This window comes from Thiobacillus sp. (assembly GCF_018780105.1).
In the GTDB taxonomy this organism is placed as follows: Bacteria; Pseudomonadota; Gammaproteobacteria; order Burkholderiales; family Thiobacillaceae; genus Thiobacillus.
The window spans coordinates 57,139-82,628 of the sequence record NZ_JADMKC010000005.1 but is presented as its reverse complement, the minus strand read 5'-3'; the positions used below and the strand labels follow the sequence as shown (position 1 = coordinate 82,628).

Annotated in this window: 26 protein-coding genes; 16 read left to right on the top strand and 10 right to left on the bottom strand. The window is 63.2% G+C overall.

Translation table 11 applies throughout. From position 1 onward, the window contains the following. Positions 1-27: 27 nt before the first annotated feature. From IV098_RS04635 to IV098_RS04600, 8 genes are all read right to left on the bottom strand, one after another. The gene (locus IV098_RS04635; protein WP_296886649.1) at positions 28-498 is read right to left on the bottom strand and encodes a hypothetical protein; all 471 of its coding nucleotides are present in this window, start codon (positions 496-498) and stop codon (positions 28-30) included. Then, on the bottom strand, positions 498-947 hold the full coding sequence (locus tag IV098_RS04630) for a flagellar export protein FliJ (RefSeq protein WP_296886648.1): 450 nt from the start codon (positions 945-947) through the stop codon (positions 498-500). Before IV098_RS04630 ends, IV098_RS04635 begins: the two co-directional genes overlap by 1 nt. After that, on the bottom strand, positions 944-2,338 hold the full coding sequence (fliI, locus tag IV098_RS04625) for a flagellar protein export ATPase FliI (protein WP_296887073.1): 1,395 nt from the start codon (positions 2,336-2,338) through the stop codon (positions 944-946). The genes IV098_RS04630 and fliI overlap by 4 nt, the downstream gene beginning before the upstream one ends. 309 nt (positions 2,339-2,647) lie before the next feature. Further along, entirely contained in the window at positions 2,648-3,256 is a 609-nt protein-coding gene (locus IV098_RS04620) for a flagellar assembly protein FliH (RefSeq protein WP_296886647.1), read from the bottom strand. Next, entirely contained in the window at positions 3,253-4,218 is a 966-nt protein-coding gene (locus IV098_RS04615; RefSeq protein WP_296886646.1) for a FliG C-terminal domain-containing protein, read from the bottom strand. The genes IV098_RS04620 and IV098_RS04615 overlap by 4 nt, the downstream gene beginning before the upstream one ends. After that, on the bottom strand, positions 4,215-5,573 hold the full coding sequence (gene fliF, locus IV098_RS04610; RefSeq protein ID WP_296886645.1) for a flagellar basal-body MS-ring/collar protein FliF: 1,359 nt from the start codon (positions 5,571-5,573) through the stop codon (positions 4,215-4,217). Before fliF ends, IV098_RS04615 begins: the two co-directional genes overlap by 4 nt. Positions 5,574-5,648: 75 nt before the next feature. Continuing rightward, positions 5,649-6,101 (bottom strand): histidine phosphatase family protein, encoded by a 453-nt coding sequence (locus IV098_RS04605; protein ID WP_296886644.1) that lies wholly within the window; start codon positions 6,099-6,101, stop codon positions 5,649-5,651. Positions 6,102-6,198: 97 nt separating this feature from the next. Next, entirely contained in the window at positions 6,199-7,746 is a 1,548-nt protein-coding gene (locus IV098_RS04600) for a CYTH and CHAD domain-containing protein (RefSeq protein ID WP_296886643.1), read from the bottom strand. A 64-nt stretch (positions 7,747-7,810) separates the two neighbouring features. On the opposite strand from IV098_RS04600, the gene ppk1 reads away from it, so the two are divergent. The 3 genes from ppk1 to IV098_RS04585 all read left to right on the top strand — a co-directional run bounded on the left by ppk1 (position 7,811) and on the right by IV098_RS04585 (position 11,892). Then, a complete protein-coding gene (gene ppk1, locus IV098_RS04595; RefSeq protein WP_296886642.1) occupies positions 7,811-9,871 on the top strand; it encodes a polyphosphate kinase 1 in 2,061 nt (686 codons plus the stop codon). A gap of 90 nt (positions 9,872-9,961) precedes the next feature. Next, complete coding sequence (locus tag IV098_RS04590; protein ID WP_296886641.1) at positions 9,962-10,879, top strand: UDP-2,3-diacylglucosamine diphosphatase; 918 nt, start codon at positions 9,962-9,964, stop codon at positions 10,877-10,879. Continuing rightward, a complete protein-coding gene (locus tag IV098_RS04585) occupies positions 10,876-11,892 on the top strand; it encodes a glycosyltransferase family 1 protein (protein ID WP_296886640.1) in 1,017 nt (338 codons plus the stop codon). The genes IV098_RS04590 and IV098_RS04585 overlap by 4 nt, the downstream gene beginning before the upstream one ends. Positions 11,893-12,018: 126 nt before the next feature. Here IV098_RS04585 and IV098_RS04580 read toward each other — a convergent pair whose 3' ends face one another. Beyond that, positions 12,019-12,216 carry a DUF1059 domain-containing protein gene (locus tag IV098_RS04580; protein WP_296886639.1) on the bottom strand — a complete coding sequence of 66 codons (198 nt, stop codon included), beginning with the start codon at positions 12,214-12,216 and terminating at the stop codon, positions 12,019-12,021. Positions 12,217-12,381: 165 nt separating this feature from the next. Between IV098_RS04580 and htpG the strand changes: the two genes are divergently transcribed. The 11 genes from htpG (at position 12,382) to IV098_RS04525 (ending at position 22,886) form a co-directional block, all read left to right on the top strand. Next, complete coding sequence (htpG, locus tag IV098_RS04575) at positions 12,382-14,280, top strand: molecular chaperone HtpG (protein WP_296886638.1); 1,899 nt, start codon at positions 12,382-12,384, stop codon at positions 14,278-14,280. A 119-nt stretch (positions 14,281-14,399) separates the two neighbouring features. Further along, on the top strand, positions 14,400-14,699 hold the full coding sequence (locus IV098_RS04570; RefSeq protein ID WP_296886637.1) for a type II toxin-antitoxin system RelE/ParE family toxin: 300 nt from the start codon (positions 14,400-14,402) through the stop codon (positions 14,697-14,699). 3 nt (positions 14,700-14,702) lie between these two features. Beyond that, positions 14,703-14,990 (top strand): addiction module antidote protein, encoded by a 288-nt coding sequence (locus IV098_RS04565; RefSeq protein WP_296886636.1) that lies wholly within the window; start codon positions 14,703-14,705, stop codon positions 14,988-14,990. A gap of 43 nt (positions 14,991-15,033) precedes the next feature. Further along, the gene (locus tag IV098_RS04560) at positions 15,034-16,389 is read left to right on the top strand and encodes a hypothetical protein (RefSeq protein ID WP_296886635.1); all 1,356 of its coding nucleotides are present in this window, start codon (positions 15,034-15,036) and stop codon (positions 16,387-16,389) included. A gap of 67 nt (positions 16,390-16,456) precedes the next feature. Beyond that, positions 16,457-16,852: a rhodanese-like domain-containing protein gene (locus IV098_RS04555; protein WP_296886634.1), complete on the top strand. Its 396-nt coding sequence runs from the start codon at positions 16,457-16,459 to the stop codon at positions 16,850-16,852. Positions 16,853-17,042: 190 nt separating this feature from the next. Further along, on the top strand, positions 17,043-17,585 hold the full coding sequence (locus tag IV098_RS04550) for a flavin reductase family protein (RefSeq protein ID WP_296886633.1): 543 nt from the start codon (positions 17,043-17,045) through the stop codon (positions 17,583-17,585). Between the two features lie 72 nt (positions 17,586-17,657). Beyond that, a complete protein-coding gene (locus IV098_RS04545) occupies positions 17,658-18,044 on the top strand; it encodes a hypothetical protein (RefSeq protein WP_296886632.1) in 387 nt (128 codons plus the stop codon). A 267-nt stretch (positions 18,045-18,311) separates the two neighbouring features. Beyond that, a complete protein-coding gene (locus IV098_RS04540; RefSeq protein ID WP_296886631.1) occupies positions 18,312-19,031 on the top strand; it encodes a PEP-CTERM sorting domain-containing protein in 720 nt (239 codons plus the stop codon). A gap of 212 nt (positions 19,032-19,243) precedes the next feature. Continuing rightward, a complete protein-coding gene (locus IV098_RS04535; protein WP_296886630.1) occupies positions 19,244-19,969 on the top strand; it encodes a hypothetical protein in 726 nt (241 codons plus the stop codon). Between the two features lie 275 nt (positions 19,970-20,244). Next, positions 20,245-20,625, top strand: a complete 381-nt coding sequence (locus IV098_RS04530; RefSeq protein ID WP_296886629.1) for a hypothetical protein — start codon at positions 20,245-20,247, stop codon at positions 20,623-20,625. 206 nt (positions 20,626-20,831) lie between these two features. Continuing rightward, entirely contained in the window at positions 20,832-22,886 is a 2,055-nt protein-coding gene (locus IV098_RS04525) for an autotransporter domain-containing protein (protein WP_296886628.1), read from the top strand. Positions 22,887-23,019: 133 nt separating this feature from the next. Here the strand turns inward: IV098_RS04525 and IV098_RS04520 are convergent, their stop codons facing one another. Next, positions 23,020-23,844 (bottom strand): PEP-CTERM sorting domain-containing protein, encoded by an 825-nt coding sequence (locus IV098_RS04520; RefSeq protein WP_296886627.1) that lies wholly within the window; start codon positions 23,842-23,844, stop codon positions 23,020-23,022. Between the two features lie 188 nt (positions 23,845-24,032). Here IV098_RS04520 and IV098_RS04515 point away from each other — a divergent pair, with 188 nt between their 5' ends. Continuing rightward, the gene (locus IV098_RS04515; protein ID WP_296886626.1) at positions 24,033-24,890 is read left to right on the top strand and encodes a putative RNA methyltransferase; all 858 of its coding nucleotides are present in this window, start codon (positions 24,033-24,035) and stop codon (positions 24,888-24,890) included. Further along, positions 24,883-25,434, top strand: a complete 552-nt coding sequence (locus IV098_RS04510) for a DNA-deoxyinosine glycosylase (RefSeq protein WP_296886625.1) — start codon at positions 24,883-24,885, stop codon at positions 25,432-25,434. The genes IV098_RS04515 and IV098_RS04510 overlap by 8 nt, the downstream gene beginning before the upstream one ends. Positions 25,435-25,490: the final 56 nt, after the last annotated feature.

Genomic DNA, 25,490 nt, shown 5'->3' with positions numbered 1-25,490 from the left:
GCGGAAGGGAAATCATGTCGTCTCGAATTAATGACCATGCCGGATCACCTCTCGCGCCCAGCGCGTCATGTCTGTCGGTTCGGGCAACAGTTGCACACCGAGCGTGGCCGCGCCAAACGGGGTTTCAAGCTGCCAGCTCAGCGCAGGAGGCGGCTTGGCACCTGGCGCGTCGAGCCAGCATTCCGCCAGTGATGCATCCAGCGTCAGCAACAGGCTTTTCGGCACGAACGACGAAGCATTTCCCGTCATCCGCTGGCCGCCGAGGCGGCGCGTCAGCCATAGCGTGGCCAGCGTGCCATCCGGTGCCCAGCGGGGCGTGCCCGTTGCGAACTCGGCGCCCTCCGGCGCACGACGCAGCTGAACCTGCACCGGTAACTGCAGGCGTGCCGTCAATGTCTGAGCGAGCTTGCGGGTAAAGCGCGCGCATACCGGATCGGACTCGCCAGCGGGCGCGCTCAGGAAGGCGATTTCGGCGGAGGTCAGGGCAAGCAGCTGCATCAGCTCAGATGTCCGGGTTCACGGTAATGCGCCAGTTCCACCAGCTCGTCATGCTGGCGCTGCTCGATGCGCCGCTGTTGCACGGAGACTTGTGCCTGATGGCGCTGTTCCAGCAGACGCAACGCCTTGACGCGCTGATCGAGCTTGATCCATTCGGCCAGCTGCGCCTGCCAGTCGCGGTGGGCCGCATCGATGCTCGCCTGGGCCACCTCCATTTCGGCAGCCTGCGCGCATTTCAGACGGTTTTTTTCCTGCAGCTGCGCGGCCGATACGCCCTCGCGCAGTTCCAGTGCCAGCTGCGCGATGTGGGCGTCGCGCAAGGCCATCAACTGCACCTGGCGGCCGCGCGCGCGCAGCCAGACACCATGCGCCAGCTTGACCGTGCGCGCCTGCGTCTCGCTGCGCCGCACCGCCAGCTGCAACACCCGCGCCAGCGCAAACGGTTTCATCCAACCACCTCTTCAAGACCGCTCCGCGCAGATTCCATCGACGCCCGCTCGCGCATGCCCTGCATCAGATAGCCCTGCATGCGCGGATACAGGCGCACGCCTTCGTCCAGCACCACGTCGGCGCCCGGCACATAGGCGCCGACCGCCAGCAGGTCGCGGCTGCGCATGTAGCGCGAATAGAGATATTTGAAGCGGCGCGTGCGTTCCAGCGCCTCGTCGTTGAGCAGGTCGGGCTGCACCCGGCTGATCGAGGCCTCGATGTCGATGGCCGGGTAATGCCCGGAATCGGCGAGGTCGCGGGAGAGCACGATGTGGCCGTCGAGAATCGCGCGCGCGGCGTCGGCGATCGGGTCCTGCTGGTCGTCGCCTTCCATCAGCACGGTGAAAAACGCCGTGATCGAGCCGCTGCCGTTGCGGCCGTTACCGGCGCGTTCAGCCAGTTGCGGCAGCTTGGCGAACACCGACGGCGGATAGCCTTTGGTGGCCGGCGGCTCGCCGATCGCCAGCGCCACTTCGCGCTGCGCCATCGCGTAGCGGGTGAGCGAATCCATGATCAGCAGCACATGTTTGCCCTGGTCCCGAAAGTGTTCGGCAATCGACATTGCATAGGCCGCGCCGTTCAGCCGCATCAGCGGCGGGTGGTCGGCGGGCGCGGCCACCACCACCGCACGCGCCATGCCTTCGGCGCCGAGGATGGTGTCGATGAATTCCTTGACCTCGCGGCCGCGTTCGCCGATCAGGCCGACCACCACCACGTCGGCTTCGGTGTAGCGCGCCATCATGCCGAGCAGCACGCTCTTGCCGACGCCGCTGCCGGCAAACAGGCCGAGCCGCTGGCCGCGCCCCACGGTCAGCAGGCCGTTGATGGCGCGCACGCCGACGTCGAGCGTCTGCCGGATCGGCGCGCGCTCGAGCGGATTGATCGGCCGGCTGTACAGCGGCACGCGGCGCTCCAGCAACAGCGAGCCGAGACCGTCGAGCGGCCGCCCGGCGCCGTCGAGCACCCGCCCCAGCAAACGCTCGCCCACCGGCACCTGGCGTACCCGGTCCTGCGCGCGGCGCCGCATGATGTAGCGCACGCCGAGGCGCGGCGGCTGCGCTGCCATCGGATTTTCGGGCACCACCCGCGCGCCCGGCATCACGCCGTAAATATCGGAGGCCGGCATGATGAACAGATGGTCGCCGGAAAAACCCGCCACCTCGGCTTCGATGTTCTGCCCGCCCGGCACCTGGATCTGGCACTGGCTGCCCACCGGCATGCGCAGGCCCACCGCTTCCATCACCAGGCCGGACACGCGGGTCAGGCGACCGCTGCCGGAGATCGGCGTGGCGCCGCTGACGGCGCGCCGGCACGCCGCCAGGTATTCGCGTAAACGGACGGTGCGTTCCATCATCCTAGAAACCGCAGTTGGACGCGCCCGATGGTGCGTCTGATCGGGTGTCTGCCGCGAAGCAACGACGCTGCGGGCCGGGGCCCGCAAGGAGGCGCGAGAGCGGATTCGTTGCCGCTTCAGCGGCTTTACGAATCCGGCCTCCCCCTCGCGGGGACAAAGGCAGGCGCACGAGCGGGCGTGCCAGCGGGTGCGTAGCGGACTCACCCAGATAGTGAACGTGATCGGAGGCAATAAACTCAGTATTCATGCGGCATTCCTCAAGGTGACAAGCGGTCAACTGCGGTTTTTAGGATCATCCTCTGCCGCTTACTCAAGCCAGTTCTGGTTGGACCCCAGCACCTGCACCACCTGACGCCAGCGCGAGACCAGGGTGGCGTCGAGGTCGCCCTGCGGGGTTTCGATCAGGCAGCCGCCGCGCACGATGCGCACGTCCTCGACGATGCGCAGCCGGTTCTTGTCGAGCACCTGATCGAGGTGCGGCCGCACCAGCGCGGCATCCTCCGGATTGAGCAGCAGGCGGGCGCCGCGGCTCGACTCGGCCATCAATTTCAGCGCCTGGTTCACCACGTCGAGAATGTGTTGCGGGCGCACCGCCAGTTCGCCGGCGATCACCTGGCGCGCCACGTCGAGCGCCAGTTCCAGCACCATGTCGGCCAGATGGAAGTCGAGGTTGTCGAGCGTGTTGTCGAAGCTTTCGGCCAGCTGCTTGAACTGCGCGCAAGCCTGCTCGGTTCTGGCTTGCCCGGCGGCCAGACCTTCGGCATAGCCTTCGGCGCGGGCCGTGTCGCGCAGTCTGGCCAGCTCGGCGGCCTGCGTATCCGTAGCCACTTGCGCCGCGGATGCTGCCAGTTCCACCACTTCCCACTGCTCGAATGCGGTGGCTTCCTGCCTCGTCTGTTCGTCGTGCGTATTCATGCGGCCTCCTCTTGCGGGAGCAGGATCGCCCCCTCCGCCGCCAGCCGTCGCAGGGTAGCGCTGGCTTCCTCCTGCGCAAGCTGCACCTCGGTCACGGGCACGGCGCCCAGCGTATCCAGATCATCGCGCATGCGCTGCGCCGCGGTCGGGCTCATCACGGCAGCCAGCGCGTCCAGCACCCGGCCGTCGTTGCCTTTCAGGGCCAGCAGCAGCGCGCGCGCGCCGACGTTGCGCAAAAAGGTTTTACGGCTGGCCTCGGGCAGACGCGCCAGATCCTCGAACGCCAGATGCCGCACCCTCAAGCGCGCGGCCAGCTCCGCATCGTCGTGATCGATCTGGCTCAGCGCGGCGGCGGCGCTGCCCTCGCTCATCTGCCCCAGCAGGCTGGCGACGGCGGCTTCGCCCTGCGAGGAAGCCGGCGCATCGAGGCTGGCCAGCCACTCGTCCAGTTCGGTCAGCATGTCGGGGTGCGGCGCATCGCTGTGCGCCAGACTCAGCAGCGTCCCGGCCCGCGCGCTGCCGGGCAGCGCATCCAGCACCGCAGCGGCGACATCGCGCGGCAGTTGTGCCAGCACCATGGCGATCAGTTGCGGCGGCTGTTCTTCCAGCAGACCGGCGATCTGCGCCGGCTCGCGTCCGGCCAACTTTTCCTGCGCCTGGCCGGCGGCCCCGCCCAGCCGCTGCAGCACCGCCTGCGCGCGTTCCGGGCTCCAGGCCAGCTTGAGGCTGTCGTCCAGAAAGCGGCCGGCATCGGCGGCGAAGCCGGTCTGCTCGGCCGCCTCGGCGGCGTAATCGCGCAGAATCAGGCGGACCCGCTCGCGCGGCAGCACGCCCATCTCGCGCATCGCCGTGCCCAGCCGGCTGACTTCCAGCGGGCTCAGGTAGCGGAATACCGCAGCGGTTGCCTCTTCGCCCAGCGCAAGCAGCAGGGCGGCGGATTTTTCGATGCCGGCCTGACTCATGCGCGCATCCATAACTTGATGACATCGGCCGTCACGCGCGGATCGAGCAAGGCTTGATTACGGGCGTTGTCGAGTTCGACCTCGAAGTCGTCCACCGACAGTTCCAGCGCCGGCGGCTGACGCCGGCGCCACCAGCCGGCTGCGCCGAGCAGCACCAGGCTGCCCAGCCCGGCCGCCAGCCAGCCCAGCGGCAATTCGGACGCCGTGCCGGCGGGCGATGCATCGGGCTGGACACGCACCTGCGGGATGGAAACGGGGGGCAAGGCAGCCGGCGCCTGCGGCCGCGCGATCATGCCCGCTTCAGCGGGCGCCGCAGCGGCGGTGCGCGGCAGCGCATAGACGTTCACGCTGTCGCCCCGCGCCGGCACCACGCCCAGCGCCTGACGCGTCAGCTGCCCGGCGCGTTTCAGCTCGGCTGCGCTGGCGTCGAAGCCCAGAATCACGATGGCATGCAGGCGCTGGATACGACCTTGCGGAATCCGCGTGGTGAGCACGGTGGTTTCCTGCGGGCGCGCCTGGCCGCCCACCACCCCAAGGCGCACGCGCTCGACGGTCTGCCGGCTTTCGCTGTCGTCCAGCGTCGCCGTGATCTGCACGCTGACCCGATCCTGTCCCAGCCACGGTGTCAGCACCGCCAGCGCGCGCCGTGCCAGATCCTGTTCCAGCACCAGCTGCTGCGACTGCACCGGCTCGGGGACCGCAGCGCCCAGCACTACGCCGTTCTGGTCCAGCACCTGCACTTCGGTGCGCTTCAGGCGCGGCACGCTGGCCGCCACCAGGGTCTGGATGCTGGCCACCTGCTCGGCCGACAGCCGTGCGCCCGAACGCAGGCGCAGCAAAACTGCAGCCGTGGCCAGTGGCGCATCGCGCAAGAAAGGCGACGCCTTGGGCAGGGCGAGATGCACCCGCGCCAGTTCGATGGTTTGGATCTTCTGGATCGACCGCGCCAAGTCGATTTCCAGCGCGTGCTGGTAGCGCTGCTGTTCCTGCAGCGACGACGCGCCGAAGCTGGGCGCGCGGTCGATGGCATCTTCGGCTTCGGCATCCGACTTGGGCAGTCCCAGCGCAGCCAGCCGGTAGCGCGCCAGATGCAGTTGATCGGCGGCGACTTCGACGCGGCCGCTGTCGGCCGCCAGGCGATAGGGAATATCGAGTTGTTCGAGGGCGGCGATGACCTCGCCGCTGGCGCGGTCGGAGAGTTGCGGATACAGCACGCGGTAGGCCGGCGGGTTGAGCCACCAGTACGCGCTGGACAACATGAGCAGCGGCAGCAAGACCAGCAGCGCCAGCATGAAACGTCGCCGCGGCGACGCGTCCACGATCAGGTCGCGCAGCGCGCTCAGCCAGCCCGACACAGGAAAAGCCTCGTCGGCATGGCCGTGTACTGCGGGTTGGCCCGATGCGGGATGGGTGGAATAGTCACATGGCGATTATAACCAGTCAGGCCCCGCCACAGCGCGCAATACCACCTGCAATTCGCCCGCGCGCTCGCGGCTCACAAACCACCAGATGCCGCCTTTTTTAACCGGCAGATCGCCGTCCTGCCTGGCCAGCAACTGCATCGCCACCCGACCCAAGCTAGGTTGATGCCCCACGATCAACACTGGATAGGACGAATCCGGCCAGTTGGCCACGCGCAGCAGATCGTCTGCACTGGCGTTCGGCGCCAGTTCGGGCACCAGTTCGTAATCGCGCCCCAGCGCCTGCGCGGTTTGCCAGGCGCGCGTGGCGGGGCTCGCCAGCACCCGGATATCCGGCGGCAAACGCGGGTTGAGCCAGTCGGCCATGCGCGAAGCCTGCTTGCGTCCGCGCCCGGTCAGCTTGCGTTCCATGTCCGGCGTCGTGTCGTCCGCCTCGGCGTGCCGCCATAAAATCAGTTCCATCCTGCTTCCTCACAAATATTCATCGCTTGAATTCAACCGGCCATTGTCCGCCCGCTATGCGACCAAAGCATGACAATCTGGCCGCCACTGGCGTGCGCTACAGCCCATCCGGCAACTTCAGCGCCAGCAAGGCCTGCACGGCGGCCGCGCTCTCGGTCGGGATGACCTCCGTCTGGCGCGCGGCCAGCCAGCCGCGGGCAAACTCCGCCATCGCGCCTGCATCGGCCTGCCACAGAAAATCGCTCGCCACCTGCGCATCGCGATAGCACCCGAGACTGTCCTGCGCGCAGCGCAACGCCGCCTGATAGCGGACATAGCGGCGACCGCCGAACAGTGCCTGAAAAAACTCGGTGGCATAGCGGTGGCGCTTGATGGCGATACGCAGGCGATGCCGTTGCTGCGCGTTCAACTCGCCAAACACCTGCGCACCGCGCATTACCGGGCGCCGGCCTTTCCGCAGCGCCCGCTGTGCCCAGGGCCGCAGCGCCGCCAGCTGGACGAAACGCTGCGCCTCGCTGGCCATCCCCCCGGCGGAATTGCGACGCCAGCCGCGCTGCAATAGCCAGCGCTGAAACGCCAGCAGCCAGGCGCCCGGATGCGCCTGCAGCAGCCGCGTCCGCATGTTGGCGCGCACCTCGGCGCGCAGCGCTTCCAGCCGGCTTACCCCCTGCTGCCAGGCCGCCGCGTCCGGAAAATGCTCAGCCACCTGCGGCAGCGTTTCGCTCATCAGCACATCCCAGTCGCGCGCGGGGCCGAGCGTACCGGCCAGCTCGCGCAGTTGCGCCAGCAAGTCGGGCGACACCGCGCACACCCGGCGAAAGATGCGCAACGCTGCACGCAGGCGTCGCAACGCCACCCGCGCCTGATGGACGTACTCGATGTCATCCTCCTCCAGCACGCCCGGCAGGTTGGCCTGAAACTGCGCCAGACAATCCTGACATACCGCGGCAAAACCATCTTCGACGCTCATGTTCTTGTCGAGCGTCAGCGGCAGCGACTTCACCGGCTCCAGCGGCTGGCGCAGCGCCAGCTGCACGCCGCGATCGGCCTTGCTGATATCCAGCGGCAGCAGGTCCAGCTGCGATGCCCAGTCCAGCGCCAGCGTGAACAGCTCTTCCGGCTGGCCGCTTTTCAGTTCCAGCTCGATTTCGCAAATCGGTTGGCGCAGCGCAGCGTCGCCGGAATCGTCCGGAACGCGCACTTCGCCCACATCCAGCGCCACTTCGATCGCCGCGCCCTGCCCGCCCGCCAGCAGCCAGGCAGTACGCTTGAATTCGGTTTCAAACACCGGCACCAGTTGCGCCCGCAAGGCTTGCGGCACCCAGGCCTGCGCTTCGGCCGGAAACCGGCTCCAGTCCGGTACACGGCCGCTGATCGGCACCTCGTATTCGGCGCGGCGCGACAAACCGCCGTGGCGCTCGCCTTCGGTTTTCAGCGTCTGCACCCAGCGGCGGCCGATGCGCCGCACCCGCAGAGCGATTCCCTGCCGGCTCAAGGAAAACGCCGGCGTGTCGAAATATCGAGTCAGCAGGCTTTGCTGCTCGGGCGCGACACGCCGCCGCACCATCAGCCGCAGAAATGCTGCGACCTGCGGCGGCGGCAGGGCCAGCTTGAGTTCGACCTCAAGTGGGTGGGGCGTGTTCATAGAATTGTCATATTCACTATCAATGCAGCCGTTTATCATGCGTGACCCCTACGGATACTAGACCATGAATCTTCCCAGTCCCGACACCCTGATCAACCGCGAACTCGGCATTCTGGCCTTTCACCGCCGCGTGCTGGCCCAAGCCGAAGACACCGATGTGCCGCTGCTGGAAAGACTGAAGTTCCTCTGCATCGTGTCCAGCAATATGGACGAATTCTTCGAAGTACGGATGGCCGGGCTCAAGGAACAGATCCGCGCCAACTCCACCCAGCGCTCGGACGACGGGCTCACCCCGCTGCAGCAATACCGCGCCGTATCCGCCATGGCGCACGACCTGGTCGCCAAGCAATACGAACTGCTCAACCGCAGCGTGATCCCCGCGCTGGCCAAGCGCGACATCCACTTCTTCCGCCGCACCCACTGGACCGAAGCCCAGGCGGCGTGGATCCGCGAGTATTACCTGCGCGAACTGATGCCGGTACTCACCCCGGTGGGGCTCGATCCCTCGCACCCGTTCCCGCGCGTGCTCAACAAGAGCCTGAATTTTGCCGTCGAGCTGTCCGGCCGCGACGCCTTCGGCCGCAGTTCCGGCGCCGCCGTGGTGCAGGCGCCGCGCGCGCTGCCGCGCTTCATCCGCATGCCCGAAGAAATCGCCGGCTGCGAATACGGCTTCGTCTTTCTGTCGTCGATCCTGCACGCCCACGTCGGCGAACTGTTCACCGGGATGACGGTGGAAGGCTGTTACCAGTTTCGCGTCACCCGCAATTCCGGCCTGTTCGTCGACGACGAAGAAACCAAGAACCTGCGCCAGTCGCTGCAGGGCGAACTGCCGCAGCGCCATTTCGGCGCGGCCGTGCGGCTCGAAGTGGCGGACAACTGCTCGGAATCGATGGCGGCCTTCCTGCTCGAACAGTTCGAACTCGAACGCGACGACCTCTACCAGGTCAACGGCCCGGTCAACCTGGTGCGCCTGATGCAGGTGCCCGACTGGGTCGACCGCCCCGAACTCAAGTACACCCCGTTCACCCCGGCCCTGCCCGCGCGGCTGGACAAGCAGGAAGACATCTTTGCCCAGATCCGCAAGGCCGACATCCTGCTGCACCATCCCTTCGAATCCTTCCAGCCGGTGATCAGCTTCATCGAGCAGGCGGCGGCCGACCCCAACGTGGTCGCCATCCGCCAGACGGTCTACCGCACCGGCACCGATTCGCAGCTGATGATGGCGCTGATCCGCGCGGCGCAGTCGGGCAAGGAAGTCACCGTGGTGGTGGAACTGATGGCGCGCTTCGACGAAGAAGCCAACATCAACTGGGCCTCGCGGCTGGAAGAAGTCGGCGCGCACGTCATTTACGGCGTGCTCGGCCACAAGACCCACGCCAAGCTGGCCCTGGTGATCCGCCGCGAAGACGGCCAGCTCAAGCGCTACGCCCACCTCGGCACCGGCAATTACCACGCGCGCACCGCCCGCATGTACACCGACTTCGGGCTGATGACCTGCGACGAAGCCATCACCGCCGACGCCAACAGCCTATTCACCCAGATCACCGGGCTCGGCAAGGCCGGCAAGCTCAAGCGCCTGTGGCAGGCGCCGTTCACCCTGCACAGCGAAGTGATCGCTGCGATCCAGCACGAAACCGAGCTGGCCGTCGCCGGCAAGCCTGCCGCCATCGTCGCCAAGATGAACGCGCTGCTGGAACCGCAGGTGATCGCCGCCCTCTACGCCGCCTCGCAGGCTGGCGTCAAAATCGACCTCATCATCCGCGGCGTGTGCGCGCTGCGTCCCGGCATTGCCGGGCTGTCGGAGAACATCCGGGTGCGCTCCATCGTCGGCCGCTTCCTCGAACACACGCGGATTTTCTACTTCAGGAACGACGGCGACGAACTGGTTTATCTGTCGTCCGCCGACTGGATGGACCGCAACTTCTTCCGCCGCATCGAAACCGGCTTCCCGATCCTCAGCCCCAAGCTCAAAAAGCGCGTCATCGCCGAAGGCCTCAAACCCTATCTGCGCGACAACGTGCAGGCTTGGGAAATGCAGTCCGACGGCACCTACCGCTGCAAGAAGCCCGGCCGAGCCAAGGCCTACCAGGCGCAAACCGCACTGCTGGAACTGTTTTCACGCTGACCGCCAGCCGCCCCGCGCGGGGGTGAAAAGGTCAACAAAGCTTCACCGGGCTGCCACGCCGCTGTCATCTGGGCGTGGCTTCATAGCGCCATGCTGAATCGCGTCACGAATCTGCTCCGCGCACGCCCGGATGCCCTGCCTCAAGCCCCCGTGGGTACGCCGCCCTGGTCTCCCAGCCTCTCCGCTTCCCCGCCCGACCAGACTGCAGCTGACAGTCCCTCCCGCCACTACCGCACGCTGTGGATCTCCGACGTCCACCTCGGCACCGCCGGCTGTCAGGCGCGCTACCTGCTCGACTTCCTGAAGCACAACGAATCCGACACGCTCTACCTGGTGGGCGACATCATCGACGGCTGGCAGCTGCGCAAAGGCTGGTACTGGCCGCGCGCGCACAACGACGTGGTGCAGAAGCTGCTGCGCAAGGCGCGCAAGGGCACCCGGGTGATCTACGTGCCGGGCAACCACGACTCGATGGCGCGCCAGTTCATGGGGCTGGCGTTTGGCGACATCGAGGTGGCGGATGAAGTGATCCACGTCACCGCCGACGGCCGGCGCTTCCTCGTCACCCACGGCGACCTGTTCGACGGCGTGATGCAGCACGCGCGCTGGCTGGCCTATCTGGGCGACTCGGGCTACACCCTGATCCTCGCGCTCAACCGCTGGTTCAACGGCCTGCGCACGCGCATGGGTTATCCCTACTGGTCGCTGTCGCAATACATCAAGCACAAGGTCAAGAATGCGGTCAGCTTCATCACCGCGTTCGAAAAAGTGATGACCGACGAAGCGCGCCGCCGCGACTGCGACGGCGTCATCTGCGGCCACATCCACAAGGCTGAGATCCGCATGCTCGACGGCCTGATGTACTGCAACGACGGCGACTGGGTGGAAAGCCTCACCGCGCTGGCCGAAACCGCCGACGGCACGCTCGAAATCATCCACTGGACGCACTGCCTGGATGCCCACAAGGCGCCCGTCGAAGCCGTCGTCCCCGTTCTGGAGATGCCATGAAAGTCATGATCGTGACCGACGCCTGGGCACCCCAGGTCAATGGCGTCGTGCGCACCCTCACCACCACGCGCCGCGAAATGGAAGCCATGGGGCATCAGGTGGACATCCTCACCCCGCTCGAATTCCGCACCCTGCCCTGCCCCACCTATCCCGACATCCGCCTGTCGGTGCTGGCCGGCAACGCGGTGCACCGGCGCATCCGCGACTACGATCCGCACGCGCTGCACATCGCCACCGAGGGACCGCTCGGCCTCGCCGCGCGCCGCTACGCCATCCGCAACGGCCTGCCCTTCACCACCGCCTACCACACGCGTTTTCCCGAATACGTCAAAGCCCGCACCGGCATTCCGCTGGCCTGGACCTACCGCTTTCTGCGCTGGTTTCACGGCCCCGCCAGCGCGGTGATGACGCCCACCCAGGCGGTCAAGACCGACCTCGAAACCTTCGGCTTCGACAACGTGGTGCTGTGGTCGCGCGGGGTCGATCTCGACGTGTTCCGGCTGCAGCCCTCGCATCGTCTCGACAGCGAACACCCGATCTTTCTGTATGTCGGCCGGGTGGCGGTCGAAAAGAACGTCGAGGCCTTCCTCAAGCTCGACCTGCCCGGCTCCAAATGGGTGGTCGGCGACGGTCCAGCGCTGGCTGGCCTGCGCGCACAGTATCCCGACGCCCACTACCTCGGGGTGATGAAGCAGCCCGAACTGGCCGAAATCTATGCCGCCGCCGACGTCTTCGTGTTCCCCAGCAAAACCGACACCTTCGGCCTGGTGCTGCTGGAAGCCATGGCCTGCGGCCTGCCGGTCGCGGCCTACCCGGTCAGCGGGCCGATCGACGTACTCGGCAACTCGACCGCCGGCGTCATGCACAACGACCTGCGCATCGCCTGCCTCGCCGCGCTCGACATCGAACGCGGCCACGCCCGCGCCCACGCCGAAAAGTTCTCCTGGCGCGCAGCCACCGAGCAGTTCGTCGGCCATTTGCGGCCGTTTCGCCTGGAAGCCGCGGCGGCCTGAGGAACGGTAGGCGCTATCTCCATGCAAAATCACCGCCCGGGGCGGATTCTGCAATCCGCCCCACTCTCCAGCATACTGCAACAGGCCACAAACCGCCGGGCGCACCGCCGCCCGATGGCGAAATGCTCAGGCAGCTTTCCTGAGCTCCTCTTTGAACATCGAGCGTAGCGTTTCGCGCAGCTCAGGTGTGTCGGTGTGGCCGTGAACGGCCACGGCATGCTGAACGGCCGCTTCCAGCAGTTCGTCTTCGCGGTCTGCCGACATGAATACTGTGCAGTTCATTTCGCTCGGATATTCCCGGCAATCGATAAATTTGCGTGCCATGCTGTACCTCCTTAGCCCCCTCGATCCGGCACTTCCGGATACCCAAAATGGGCTTTTATTTATAGATCATTCGACCAGGAAATCGTGACCAGGCAGGGCTTGAAACCCACGCCCCATGCCCCAATATGCCGTCCCATCGTTTCAACCATGATGGAGAAAGAAGGCATGTCCGCCACCACCAAAGAAACCCTGGGCTTTCAGGCCGAAGTCAAACAACTGCTGCAGCTGATGATCCATTCCTTGTATTCCAACAAGGACATTTTCCTGCGCGAACTGATTTCCAACGCCTCCGACGCCGCCGACAAGCTGCGCTTCGAAGCGCTGTCCGACCCCGCCCTGTTTGAAGGCGACTCCGAGCTGAAAATCCGCGTCGCCTTCGACCGCGACGCGCGCACGCTGACCATCAGCGACAACGGCATCGGCATGAGCCGGCAGGAAGTCATCGACCACATCGGCACCATCGCCAAGTCCGGCACCCATGAATTCTTCTCGCAGCTGTCGGGCGACCAGAAGAAAGACGCCGCCCTGATCGGCAAATTCGGCGTCGGCTTCTACTCCGCCTTCATCGTCGCCGACCGCGTGACGCTCACCACCCGCCGCGCCGGCCTCACCCCCGAACACGGCGTGCGCTGGGAATCCGAAGGTGCCGGCGACTACACCCTGGAAACCGTCGAAAAGCCCACGCGTGGCACCGAGATCGTGCTGCACCTGCGCGAAGCCGAAGACGAGTTCCTCTCCGACTGGAAGATCAAGTCGGTCATCCGCACTTACTCCGACCACATCACCCTGCCCATCGTGATGAAGCAGACCGAATGGAAAGACGGCGTCGAAACCCCCACCGACGAAGACGAAACAGTCAACCGCGCCTCGGCCCTGTGGGCGCGCGCCAAAAAGGACGTAACGGAAGACGAATACAACGAGTTCTACAAGCACGTCGCACACGACTCCGAAGCGCCGCTGGCGTGGTCGCACAACCGCGTGGAAGGCAAGCAGGAATACATCTCGCTGCTGTATCTGCCGGCACGCGCGCCGTTCGACCTGTACGACCGCGAACACCGCCACGGCATCAAGCTTTACGTGCGCCGCGTCTTCATCATGGACGACGCCGAACAGCTGATGCCGCAATACCTGCGCTTCGTGCGCGGCGTGATCGACTCGGCCGACCTGCCGCTCAACGTCTCGCGCGAAATCCTGCAGCACAGCCGCGACATCGAATCCATCAAGGCCGGCTCGGTGAAAAAAGTGCTGGGCCTGCTGGAAGACCTGGCCGAAAACCAGCCCGAGAAATACGCCGAATTCTGGAAAGCCTTCGGCAAAGTGATGAAGGAAGGCCCCGGCGAGGACTACGCCAACAAGGACCGCATCGCCGCCCTGCTGCGCTTTGCCTCCACCCACTCCGACAGCGACGCGCAGATCGTCTCGCTCAAGGATTACGTGGCGCGCATGAAAGAAGGCCAGACCGCCATCTACTACATCACCGCCGACAGCTTCGCCGCCGCCCAGCACAGCCCCCACCTCGAAATCTTCCGCAAGAAAGGCATCGAAGTCCTGCTGCTGTCCGACCGCGTCGACGAATGGCTGTCCGGCAACCTCAGTGAATTTGACGGCAAGCCGCTCAAGTCCGTCGCCAAGGGCGGCCTCGATCTGGGCGAACTGGAAGACGAAGCCGAGAAGACTGCGCAGAAAGAAGCCGAAGACGCCATGAAGCCGCTGGTCGAGCGCGTGAAAACAGCCCTCGGCGAGCGCGTCAAAGCAGTGCGCGTCACCCACCGCCTCACCGACTCGCCCGCCTGCCTCGTCACCGGCGAAGCCGACATGAGCGCCAACCTCGAGCGCCTGCTCAAGGCCGCCGGCCAGTCCGCGCCCACGGTGAAACCGACGCTGGAAATCAACCCGTCACATGCATTGGTCACGCGGCTCAACAGTGAAACCGACGACGCCCGCTTCGCCGACTGGGCCAACCTGCTGTTCGAGCAGGCCCTATTGGCGGAAGGCGGCCAGCTTGATGACCCAGCGAGTTTTGTGCGGCGCTTGAATGGGTTGTTGGCGATGCTGCCGGGCTGAACGCCAATCACCAACAGGATCAAGCTGTAACCAGGCGCGACTGAGCAATCAGTCGCGCTTTTTCATGTCTGCCCCAAATATTCAGTTGCAATCCGGTATCCGATTGGATACATTGAGACATGAACACCTTTCTGCGCTCGGAAGAATTCGGCGCTTGGCTTGCGGCGCTAAAGGACAAGGTCGGACGTGCCCGCATCATTCATCGCATCCGTTCCGCCGAGCATGGCAACTTTGGCGACTGCGAACCCATTGGCGAAGGCGTTTCCGAAATGCTCATCCACGCCGGGCCAGGTTATCGGCTCTACTACACCCGGCGCGGCGAGGTTATTTATCTGCTCCTGCTAGGCGGCGACAAGTCCTCGCAGAAGCGCGACATCAAACGTGCCATGGAAATGGCGCGAACGCTAAACAAGGAGTGAATCATGACCAAATTTTCCACCTTCGACGCCGCCGATTACCTCGACAACGAGGAAACCATCGCGGAATACATCACCGCCGCACTGGACGACCCTAACCCCGATGTCTTTCTGACCGCTGTGCGTGACGTAGCCCGTGCCCGCGGCATGGCGCAGCTCGCCAAGGATGCCGGGCTGGGACGCGAAAGCCTGTACAAGGCGCTGACACCCGGCGCCAAGCCCCGCTACGACACCATGCTCAAGCTGCTGCACGCGCTGGGGGTCAGGCTCTCTGCTACGCCGGTTCACCAATGATAAATATGGTGTCCACCCCCCATTTGTTCTGAGGAGTGATTCTTTGACCAACGACATCAGAAAAACAACTTTCCTTCAGGCTGCCGAAGCGTGGGTGTGTAACGGCTATTCGCTCGATGTTAGATTTCTAGCTAGTCCAGACGGAATCATGGACGCGTCAATCGCACTAAATCCGCTTCCGTCCGAGAAGGACACATCGTTTCAAATTGATGGGGACGGCTGGCATGTTGGGCACATACAAGAGTTCCCGCGCAACAAGAGGGTTCTATTAACGCTGCTCTCAAACGCGGTCGATGGAGTACTCACCCTCCCTGGTAAGCGATTGACGTTGCCGTTGCCTGAGCGGGCATCTCTTGATCTTTATTCGAACACGAGTCATAGCGAACCGTGGTACTCCCCCCTCCATCTTCGAATCAGCGGCGGCCGTATCCCACTCCCGGCTCAAACTCAGCTTAGAGGTTTCGACAATGCGCTCCGCGTGGCCAACAATCCCTTTGATGGGATATCAGACGTTACCGCTTGGCTAGGTCTCGTATCGCCGCTGGCCAATTCAAATCCACCATCTATCAATATTCACATTGGCCCGCCTGTCGACATAATTTTCGAAAAGTGTTCTCTCATTGACGACCGGCTTCAAGTAACCCTCCATGCACATCCAAAATTCAACGTGAATGATGTCGCGCTGATGATACGCACAGTACCTGGTGCGGGGCTTAACGCACGCCAGCAAATCGCTAGTCAAATCCGTTGGGGGCGCGTCAAAGATGGCCTTCGGGTGGGCACTGCAAACATTGTTTTGACTCACGCTGACAGCGTGTTCGGCGTACTAATGATTAAGTCGTCCCCAGTGCGAAGGCAATGGTTTATCGACGCAACGAAGGCGAGAAACAATAGGTTTCTTGCTATTCAACACTTCGATAAAGACTTGCGCATGGTTAGAAACGCACTTCTTGAATCAGCAGACTCATCGAAGTTTGAACAAGGTATCGCCGCGCTTCTTTTTTTACTCGGCTTCACACCGGTAATTCCTATCGAAACAAACTCCCCTGACATTGTCGTAACAACGCCAGGAGGGAAACTAATCGTTGTGGAGTGCACCACTCGAATAGCCGACTTCGCCTCAAAATTGGGTAAGCTCGTGGATAGACGCGGTTCACTTTCAAAATCATTGGCGAGCAGTGGGCACCCAGCATCGGTTTTCGCTGTACTTGTGTGTCGACTGCCGCGCGACCAGATTGCCGCTCAAGTAGATCAACTGGCTACGCATAATGCACTGCTCGCGACTCGAGAAGATATTGAGTCTGGCTTGGACAAAATTCGGTACCCAAACGACCCCGATCAAATGCTAGATAAAGCGAATGCGAGACTTAGTAATTTAATGGTTCGCCTCAACACATAACAACGAGTTAAAGGGGCCAGGCTCGAATATTTCTAATGAACCCCGCGCTTCCTATCCCATCCTGAACATGAACGATCAGATCAAGCATTACTCCGACAAACTGGCCTACGAGATCGATTCGTGGGACCTGAAGGTAGCCCTCGAGAACAGCGAGTCCGTGATCGTGATCGACACACGGTCGCCCCAAGCCTATGCGGCGGAACACATTCCGGGTGCCGTATCCATCCCGCATCGCACGATGGACGCGGCCACGACCGCCGGCTTCGACAAGGCGAGCCTCATCGTGACCTACTGCGATGGCATCGGCTGTAACGCCTCGACCAAGGGCGCGCTCAACATGACCAGGCTCGGCTTCAAGGTCAGGGAACTGATCGGGGGACTCGACTGGTGGAAGCGCGACGGCCACCCGACCGAAGGCAAAAGTGCCGGCACGCCCGCAAGCGGCGCATGCGGCTGCGCTTAGGTCAGGGGAATCAAAGGGCTGGCTCGAAAGGTAAATGAGGTCAGACTCCATTTTTCCTGTAGCCGCCGGTTTCACGCATGACACCTGAACACCCATCCCTCAACGGTGACAGGCTTACAGCAGGCTTCGCCTCGCAAAGGGGTCAGCTTCCGATATCGTCGATGCCAAAGGAATATCACGAGGAGCTCTCATGCGGCAGTTGAAACTGAACAAGGCCTTTACCCTGATGGAATCAGGGCCTGTTGTCCTCGTGACGACCCATGATGGGCAGAAAGACAACATCATGACTATCTCCTGGACCATGGTGATGGATTTCACTCCGCTATTTGCCATCACCACGGGTGAATGGAATCATTCTTTCGCGGCGTTGCGAAAGAATAGGGAGTGCGTCATTGCCATTCCCACGGTTGACATGCTGGATAAGGTCGTCGGTATAGGGACGTGCTCTGGGGCTGATACAGACAAGTTTGCCAAGTTCAAGCTCACACCTGTGCCGGGCAAATTCGTCACGTCGCCCTTGATCAAGGAGTGCCTCGCCAACATGGAGTGCAAGGTCATAGACATCGTCAAGAAGCACAACATCGTCGTGTTACAGGCGGTTGCCGCATACATCGATACCGCACGCAAGGAGAAGCGCACGGTTCACGCTGTCGGCGACGGAACGTTCATTGTCGATGGGCGCAAGCTTGACCGGAGGAAGATGATGGCCTCCAAACTCCCATACGGCGTTTAGCGTTGCATTGGACAGCTACGAGAAAGAGGCAACGCGACGACTTTCAGCTCACACGTTCTAAAGAAAATACGCATGGAATTTTTTAGCGAAATCCAACACCCTCACCTCGACATCCCTGCGCTCAAGAATCTCCTGACCATCGACAATCTGCCAAGTCTGTGCGCCTCCATCAGCTCGGCCACGTCGGACAGCAGCAACGCCGGCAATATCTACTGCCTCTGGGGTGCGTTCAGTCTGCGACGCGACGAGATTCGGAAAGGTGTCCGTTATGCGCTGCTCGACTGCCCGCATGCGCTGACATGGACGCTCACCGCAGATGAGGCGAATGAGGCGCTGATCGTTCACTGTACGATCGACAAGACGCAACCCGATCCTGAATTCGCCGAGTCAATCGAGGTGTTCATTTCGGACTGGTCTGATGGCATGCGCAACGCGCTGGCCAAGCAAGCAGGCTGCTAAACGCCCGGCGCGGCAGGATCATTTACCCGTCAGGCGATCGCTACAAAATCAAAGGGGCCAGGGTGACCCCATTTGTTCCCTGACCAGGCCCAAGTGTCGGATTTTTTGCCACTTGTGTAGGCCCTGGCCGATGGGTGACGCACAACATCATGTTTTATATCGGTATTTTTATACTGGCATTTTACTTGCTTGTATACAACGAACATCCTCGGCCGCGAGCTTGGCGGACGAACCCAATAAGAGCAGTACCCCTTTCAGGAGAGAGTCATGGGAAATCGGTTGGTCCAGGCCCTGCTAAGCAGTTCGGCCATTTGCTGCACTCTGGCGTATGCCGGCCTGGTCCAGGCGGCCCCCAACGCGTTTACCGACCGCGGCACCTACGATGCGGCGGTGGCGGGGCTGAGCAATGTGAGCATCACCACCCTGAACTTCGACGGCCTGACGGCGGGTGACCTGATCGCTAGTGGCGACACCGTGGACGGGATCAGCTTCAGCTACGACCTGGGCGGCGTGAGCCTGCAGGTCACCGACGGGGCCGACACCACCTCGGCACCCAACTTCCTCGGCACCAATGACCTCGGCATGCTTCAGGACGGCGACGATTTCCAGCTGGGCTTTGGCGCGCGCAACGCCGTGGGCCTCTATGTGATGTCCCTGGACGGGCTCATCGACGACGACTTCCAGCTCACGGTAGGTTCGTTCTCGGCCAGCCTCTCCAGCGCGGACCTGCAGTACACCCTGAACGACGGCACTTCGGTCTACTTCCTGGGCATCGTCGATCCCACAGCCACCTTTACTGCGGCTAGCGTGACCACCTCCCATGACGGCCAGAGCGGCTATTTCCTATGGAACGCCGATGACGTCGTGACCGCCGTGGCCCAGGTTCCGGAACCGGGCACCTGGGCCATGCTGATGGCCGGCCTGGGCCTGCTGGGCGTCCGCACCACGCGGCGCGCAGTGCGTAGAGGTTCTGACGGCCTGGCTTGAAGCCGGCGCGGCAATTCACGTATTCCATTCGATCGGAGGCGCTCACGGGAGCGTGCATTGGTCCCTGCTGGAATGCGTAGAGCCTCTTCACAGCGTTATCAGCCATAGAACAGTGACAGCCGGCCTCCCCCAGGGGGCTGTTTTTTGATGCGTGCCGCGTGGGCGGCACGTTTGTGTTTTGAACCATACGACCCATCACAGAGGAGCGGACCATGAAAGAAAAGAACGGATACTCAGGATTGATGTTGAAGGCGCTGGTTGGCGCGCTGTTTCTGGCCCACGCGGCCACAGCCACCAGCGCGGAGCGCCTCTCGCTGACCTCCCTGAAGGCCGAGATCGACAGCCTGAACACGACCCTGACGGCGGCGCAGGCCACCATCACTCAACAGGGCGCTGCCCTGGCCTCGGCGCAAAACACCATCAACCAGCAAGCCGCCGCCATCACGGCCCTGCAGGCGTCAGTGAACACGGGGGTAGCGGATGCCAAGACCTATTGCGACAACAAGGTGGCGCCGGTGGCCGACAAGCTGGTCTACTTCAGCCGCATCGGCACCGATGTCTACATCACCGGCGCCAATCTGCACCTCCGCAATGGCAAAGGCGCTTCCTTCGCTGCCGGGGTGAACGGGCTCGGCAACCTGACCATCGGCTACAACGAGTTGCGTTCCGGCGCCGGCGTGGTGAACACCCGAACCGGCTCCCACAACCTCATCATGGGACTGCAGAACAACTACTCCAGCGCCGGGGCGATCATCGCAGGCTCCAACAACATCAGCACCAACTACATGGCATCGGTCTATGGCGGCACCGGCAACACAGCTGGGGGCTATTACTCGGCGGTGGTCGGCGGCTATAACAATTCAGCCACCGGCAACTGGTCCACGATACTCGGCGGTAGGGACGTCTCTGCCCCGAACCAGTTGGACCACAAGCCCTGATCTCGGCCTAGCCCCCGGTGGCTGTAGGCTGACACCACCCGCGTAAGCCTGTGCAAGCTGGCTGGGACCGGTTGTCCGGCCTCCGGGCAAGGCTTTCGCCTCCGGAGGCCCCTGCCGAGGGTGGCATTTGCGTAATTGGGTGCGTGATAAGAACCACGGTTTCCTTCGTGGACTAAAGGGGTCAACATCGGAAATAAAAATGAGCATCTCGCTCCATTTCCGGCGCCAGCCTGTCAGGACGATAATCAACGCGTTCCGATGTAAACGCCCGCAACATGCCAACACTTTTCTCCCTGACCGAATCCCCCTTCCCTCCCGACTTCAGTGCCCTGTACCAAAAGCTGGGCATTACGGCGGAGCGCTTCGACACGGCCCGCAATCTCCATCGGGCGTTGCAGAAGCAGCCGCCGGGTTTTTTCGTCGGGGAATTCGTCTACGGCTGGGGCAACAATTACGCCGGCGCAAACGTCTCGAACCTGGACGTCACGATCCGCACCCTGCAACGCTTTGCGCCACAGGCGAAGGTGATCGTGTTCATGCATCCGCGTGAAGAACCGCATATCGGCAAGCTGCTGGAACTGTTTCCCATCCATGCTGTGTTGACCTACCCGGTGAGCGAGCAGGCGATGCAGGCGGCATTGCAAACCCCGGCGTAAATTCGTTATCGACCCATGCATGCATGGGTGGCGGGCCCTTGCCCCTATGCGGTTTGGGGAGATGCTAGCGGGCTTAGCTCCGCCCGGCCTTTGTCAGATGCCTCAAGTACGCCGTGATTGAAGCGTTATATCAAGCATCTGCAACGACGCCGCCAACCGACGGCATCGTGTCCCCGGAAGTTCTTTCCCTTCAAGCCAGGAAACTCATGCACCCCATCCGTTCTACCGGCTTGGCTTCTTCATTCCAGCCCAAACTCACCCTGCCCTTGTTGCGGGCAGCACTGTATGTGGCCTGCCTTGCCCCGCTGGCAGTCGGCGCATCCGAATTCACGCCATTGGGCGATCTGACAGGTGGTGGGTTTGCGAGTTATGCCGCGGGCGTAAGCGATGACGGCACAGTCGTGGTGGGGCGCAGCATCGGTGCCAGTGGCTACGAGGCGATCCGATGGACCGAGGCGGGCGGCATGGTGGGCTTGGGCGATCTGCCGGGCGGGCTGTTCGAGAGTCTGGCCTATGGCGTGAGCGGCGATGGCGCAGTGGTCGTGGGACGCGGCCGCAACGCCAGCAGCCAGTTCGAGGCGTTCCGTTGGACGCAGGCGGGCGGGATCGTGGGCCTCGGCGATCTGCCGGGGGGACAGTTTGAAAGCACGGCTTTCGCCACGAACGGCGATGGGTCGGTGGTGGTGGGGTATGGCAACAACGCCAGCTTCAGCTCTGAGGCGTTTCGCTGGACCCAGGTGGGCGGGATGGTGGGCCTCGGCGACTTGGCAGGCGGCGGGACTTCCAGTTTCGCCCTCGGCGTGAATGATGATGGCTCGGTCGTGGTGGGAATGGGCAGCAGCGCCAGCGGCAATGAGGCGTTCCGCTGGACGCAGGCAGGCGGGATGGTGGGCCTGGGCGATCTGACAGGCGGGAGTTTTTTCAGTGAAGCCTTTGGCGTGAGTGGCAATGGCGCGGTAGTGGTGGGATATAGCACGAGCGCCAGCGGCCAGGAGGCGTTCCGCTGGACCCAGGCGGGCGGGATGGTGGGCCTCGGCGATCTGGCAGGCGGGATGTTCGACAGCGTGGCCAATGCGGTCAATAGCGATGGCTCAGTGGTGGTGGGACGCGGCGTTAACGCCAGCAACAACCAGCAGGCGTTCCGCTGGACGCAGGCGGGCGGGATGCAAAGCGTGACCGACTGGCTCGCGGCCGCGGGCGTGACGGTCGCGCCGGGCTATCTGCTGGCCAGTGCCAAGGACGTTTCGGCGGATGGCAGTACGGTGGTCGGGGAATCGTACGGCCCGTCCGGCGCCGAAGCCTTTCTGGCGCGCGTGTCGGCTGTGGGCAGCGGCGCGGTCAGCCTGGCCGGCTTGCAGCAAAGTCTGCTCGAAGCCAGCCGTGCGGGCGACATGACGCTTGGGATGAGCAATCTGGTGATGCATGGCGAGCACAGCCGGCCACTGGCACGCCGGGTGGCGGCCGGCCAGAAGGTGGTCTGGGTATCGGGCGATTGGGGCACGGACAACCACGACACGCGCAACGGCAGTCTGGGCGCGGCCGAGCTGGGGGGCGGGGCGAATCTGGGCAGCGTGCAACTCAATCTGTCGCTGGGGCAGGCCTGGGGAAAGCAAAATCTCTCGCTGGCTGGCGAAGCCCAGGCCGATGGCACCTATTTGATGGCCGAGGCCCTGCTGCCCCTGCCCAACAAGCTGTGGGCGACGTTTGATGCCTACGGCATGTGGGGCGAGGCGGATATTCGTCGCGGCTATCTGAATGCGGGCTTGCCGACGACGTCCGACGGCAATACCGATACGTTTACCTGGGGGTTGCGCGCCCGGCTCGACTGGGATGACGCGCTGGCATTCGAGCAGGTCAGCCTCACGCCTTATGCCGACTTGAGCCACAGCGAAACGCGCACGGATGCCTACACGGAAACCGGCGGCGGGTTTCCGGTGGCTTACGACGCGCGCACGAACAAGGCGACCGAGCTGCGCATCGGTGCCAACGCCAGCCGTCCGCTTGCCGGCACCATGCGTCTGATTGGCATCGTCGAAGCCGCCCACCTGTTTCAGGAAAATCAGGCCGACACCCATGGTCAGGTGGTGGGGCTGTTCAGCTTCGATATTGCCGGCACCGACAACAAGCAAACCTGGCTGCGCGCAGGGGGCGGCGTGGAAGGAAAACTGGGCGATGGCATGGCTTCGCTCATGCTGAATGTGACGACCGAAGGCGCTGCACCCAATATGTGGCTGGCGACGGCTTACCATATGGCGTTTTGAACGCTCGTCGTACGGTGAACCAGTCAATGAGCATCACCGGCGCTGGCCTACCCCTTGGACGGCAGGCCCTTGCATCCAGACGGCTCCGCCTGGCGCTGCGCGCAATGTGCTTCGCCTATTGATGCCCTGCGCCTTACGTGTACTGGTGACGCACACGCCATGCAAGAAGTCCCAGGCCCACGAACATCATCGCGCTAGTGCGTGGCTCAGGCACAGGCTGGAAAACCAATGGCAACCCCGATGAGGTGGCGGCCGAAAACCCAGACGGTAGTTGCATCGAAATCGATGCCGTATTGTAGAAATCGACGACACCCTCATTCAAGCCAGGCAGGGAAAGGCTGGCGATGACCTCGGCAGTCATCGGCAAGGCTGAACCTGGACCGAAATAGCGGAAATTCACATTGCCGTTGAAGGTTTGTGTAAACGCCCCGGTAGTGGAAATCGAGCCGTTAGCACTGAACAGGGTTGAGGGAGATATCCCTGCGTATAAATCACGTACCGACAAGCTGTAGTCCAGAAAACGGTTAAATTGAAAACCGTACAATGCCCCGGGAGAAATGTTGCCCTCCAGCGTGAGTGAGACGGGAATGCTGTACGTTCCATTAGCCAAACCTGCTGGTGGCGTAAGCAGCCAATGGTCGCTGTAATACACTTGCGCTGCAGCTTGACTGCTACCCAACCCGTTGCCACTCGACGTCGCGCGCAGGCCGATCGTACCGGTCGCCGCCTCTCCATGCAGATCGACGCTGGATGAAGTGCCCAGACAACCGGTCGCTCCGTTGAGCACAAAGGTATCCTGCTGGGTGTTGAGCGGAACCAGCTGGCTGAAATTACAGGCACCAGAGCCTCCGACGAGGGACACCACCCCGCCGAGTGTGGCGGTCGCATGGGCCTGATTGCCGACGAGAACTGCAACGGTAACCAGTGTGAATCCGAACAATGTTCGATGCAGTTTCATGGCGTGCCCCTTGAACAACGAACTGGCCCAATGCAACAGAAAAACCCAAATGCGAAATCAAGCATAGTTGGCGTAAATATGTTTACAAGCCCCATGACCAGTACATCGTTAAAGTTTCGAATAAGCCAGAAAAATGACGGTTTTCGCACTAAATTAGCGCACACCATAAGCTGTCTGGACCATAGTCAATGAGCATCACCCCATTCCAGGCACTGGCCTGTCCGCTGGACGGCACACCCTTGCATTGCACCGGTTCCGCCTGGCGCTGCGCGACCGGCCACAGTTTCGACATCGCCAGCCAGGGCTACACGAATCTGTTGCCGGTGCAAAACAAGCGCTCACGCGATCCGGGCGACAGCAAGGAGATGATCGCGGCGCGGCGGCGTTTTCTGGCGGCCGGCTTTTACCAGCCGGTTGCCGCTGCGGTGAGCCGGGCGGTGCTGGCCGATCTGCCTGCTGACGCAAGCATCAGTTGTCTCGATGCCGGCTGTGGCGAAGGCTACTACCTGCGCCAGTTGGCGGCAGCGGTGCCGGAGGGGCAAACGCTGGCGTTGCTGGGACTGGATATTTCCAAATGGGCGGTATTGTCGGCGGCCAAACAGGACCAGCGACCCAACTGGGTGGTGGGCAGCAACGCCAACCTCCCGGTGCTGCCGGGCACGCTGGATCGCGTGCTGTGCATGTTCGGCTTCCCGGTGTATGCGGAGTTTGCGCGGGTGTTGAAGCCGGGCGGTCGACTGCTGCAGGTCGATGCCGGGCCGGACCATCTGCGCGAGCTGCGCGAGATCATCTACCCCAGCCTGAAACCGGAACGCACGGCCGAGCCGCCCACCCCGGCAGGCTTCAGCCGCCTACCGACGGAAGCGCTGCGCTTCTCGATCGATCTGACTAGCGCCGAACAGATTGCCGATCTGCTGACGATGACGCCGCATCTCTACCGCGCCAGCGCAGAGGGCCGCGCACAGGCCGCTGCCTTGACGGCGCTGTCGCTCAGCGTGGATGTGCGGCTGACGTGTTTTGAACGGGGCGAGTCAGTCTATGCATGACAAGTGTTTCCCGCCCATCGCCGACGCGCACGCGCGCATTCTGATTCTCGGCAGCCTGCCCGGACAGGTATCGCTGCAGCGGCAGCAGTATTACGCCCAGCCGCAAAACGCGTTTTGGAAAATCATGGGCCGGCTGTTCGACGCGGGCCCGGAACGGCCTTACGCAGAACGCGCGCAGCGCCTTGTCTTGAACGGGATCGCGCTGTGGGATGTCTGCGCTTCTGCGCAACGGCCGGGCAGCCTCGACGCCGCGATCGTGCATTCGAGCGTGGTGCCGAACGACCTGACCGCGTTCCTTGCAAACCATCCGGGCATCGGCCTGATCGGCTTCAACGGCGGCAAGGCGGCCGACCTCTTCCGCCGGCAGGTGCTGCCCGGCTTGCCGGCCGGTCTGCGCGCCATCCGCACCGCAACGCTGCCGTCCACCAGCCCGGCCCATGCAGCGATGCCGTTTGAAGAAAAGCTGGCACGCTGGGCGGCCGTGCTGCAAAACCCGGATCAGCCAGACCCGAATATTTTTGATCGCGGAACAAATCGACTGTAGCGAGCTGAAACACACCAGGCATTTCCCTAGGATAATGGCGGTTTCTGTCCCGACTC

Bases quoted from the DNA above. Each gene is read 5' to 3' on its own strand.
- IV098_RS04635 (WP_296886649.1), bottom strand. From the start codon at position 498: ATGCAGCTGCTTGCCCTGACCTCCGCCGAAATCGCCTTCCTGAGCGCG.
- IV098_RS04630 (WP_296886648.1), bottom strand. From the start codon at position 947: ATGAAACCGTTTGCGCTGGCGCGGGTGTTGCAGCTGGCGGTGCGGCGC.
- fliI (WP_296887073.1), bottom strand. From the start codon at position 2,338: ATGGAACGCACCGTCCGTTTACGCGAATACCTGGCGGCGTGCCGGCGC.
- IV098_RS04620 (WP_296886647.1), bottom strand. From the start codon at position 3,256: ATGAATACGCACGACGAACAGACGAGGCAGGAAGCCACCGCATTCGAG.
- IV098_RS04615 (WP_296886646.1), bottom strand. From the start codon at position 4,218: ATGAGTCAGGCCGGCATCGAAAAATCCGCCGCCCTGCTGCTTGCGCTG.
- IV098_RS04605 (WP_296886644.1), bottom strand. From the start codon at position 6,101: ATGGAACTGATTTTATGGCGGCACGCCGAGGCGGACGACACGACGCCG.
- IV098_RS04600 (WP_296886643.1), bottom strand. From the start codon at position 7,746: ATGAACACGCCCCACCCACTTGAGGTCGAACTCAAGCTGGCCCTGCCG.
- ppk1 (WP_296886642.1), top strand. From the start codon at position 7,811: ATGAATCTTCCCAGTCCCGACACCCTGATCAACCGCGAACTCGGCATT.
- IV098_RS04590 (WP_296886641.1), top strand. From the start codon at position 9,962: ATGCTGAATCGCGTCACGAATCTGCTCCGCGCACGCCCGGATGCCCTG.
- IV098_RS04585 (WP_296886640.1), top strand. From the start codon at position 10,876: ATGAAAGTCATGATCGTGACCGACGCCTGGGCACCCCAGGTCAATGGC.
- IV098_RS04580 (WP_296886639.1), bottom strand. From the start codon at position 12,216: ATGGCACGCAAATTTATCGATTGCCGGGAATATCCGAGCGAAATGAAC.
- htpG (WP_296886638.1), top strand. From the start codon at position 12,382: ATGTCCGCCACCACCAAAGAAACCCTGGGCTTTCAGGCCGAAGTCAAA.
- IV098_RS04570 (WP_296886637.1), top strand. From the start codon at position 14,400: ATGAACACCTTTCTGCGCTCGGAAGAATTCGGCGCTTGGCTTGCGGCG.
- IV098_RS04565 (WP_296886636.1), top strand. From the start codon at position 14,703: ATGACCAAATTTTCCACCTTCGACGCCGCCGATTACCTCGACAACGAG.
- IV098_RS04555 (WP_296886634.1), top strand. From the start codon at position 16,457: ATGAACGATCAGATCAAGCATTACTCCGACAAACTGGCCTACGAGATC.
- IV098_RS04550 (WP_296886633.1), top strand. From the start codon at position 17,043: ATGCGGCAGTTGAAACTGAACAAGGCCTTTACCCTGATGGAATCAGGG.
- IV098_RS04545 (WP_296886632.1), top strand. From the start codon at position 17,658: ATGGAATTTTTTAGCGAAATCCAACACCCTCACCTCGACATCCCTGCG.
- IV098_RS04540 (WP_296886631.1), top strand. From the start codon at position 18,312: ATGGGAAATCGGTTGGTCCAGGCCCTGCTAAGCAGTTCGGCCATTTGC.
- IV098_RS04535 (WP_296886630.1), top strand. From the start codon at position 19,244: ATGAAAGAAAAGAACGGATACTCAGGATTGATGTTGAAGGCGCTGGTT.
- IV098_RS04530 (WP_296886629.1), top strand. From the start codon at position 20,245: ATGCCAACACTTTTCTCCCTGACCGAATCCCCCTTCCCTCCCGACTTC.
- IV098_RS04525 (WP_296886628.1), top strand. From the start codon at position 20,832: ATGCACCCCATCCGTTCTACCGGCTTGGCTTCTTCATTCCAGCCCAAA.
- IV098_RS04520 (WP_296886627.1), bottom strand. From the start codon at position 23,844: ATGAAACTGCATCGAACATTGTTCGGATTCACACTGGTTACCGTTGCA.
- IV098_RS04515 (WP_296886626.1), top strand. From the start codon at position 24,033: ATGAGCATCACCCCATTCCAGGCACTGGCCTGTCCGCTGGACGGCACA.
- IV098_RS04510 (WP_296886625.1), top strand. From the start codon at position 24,883: ATGCATGACAAGTGTTTCCCGCCCATCGCCGACGCGCACGCGCGCATT.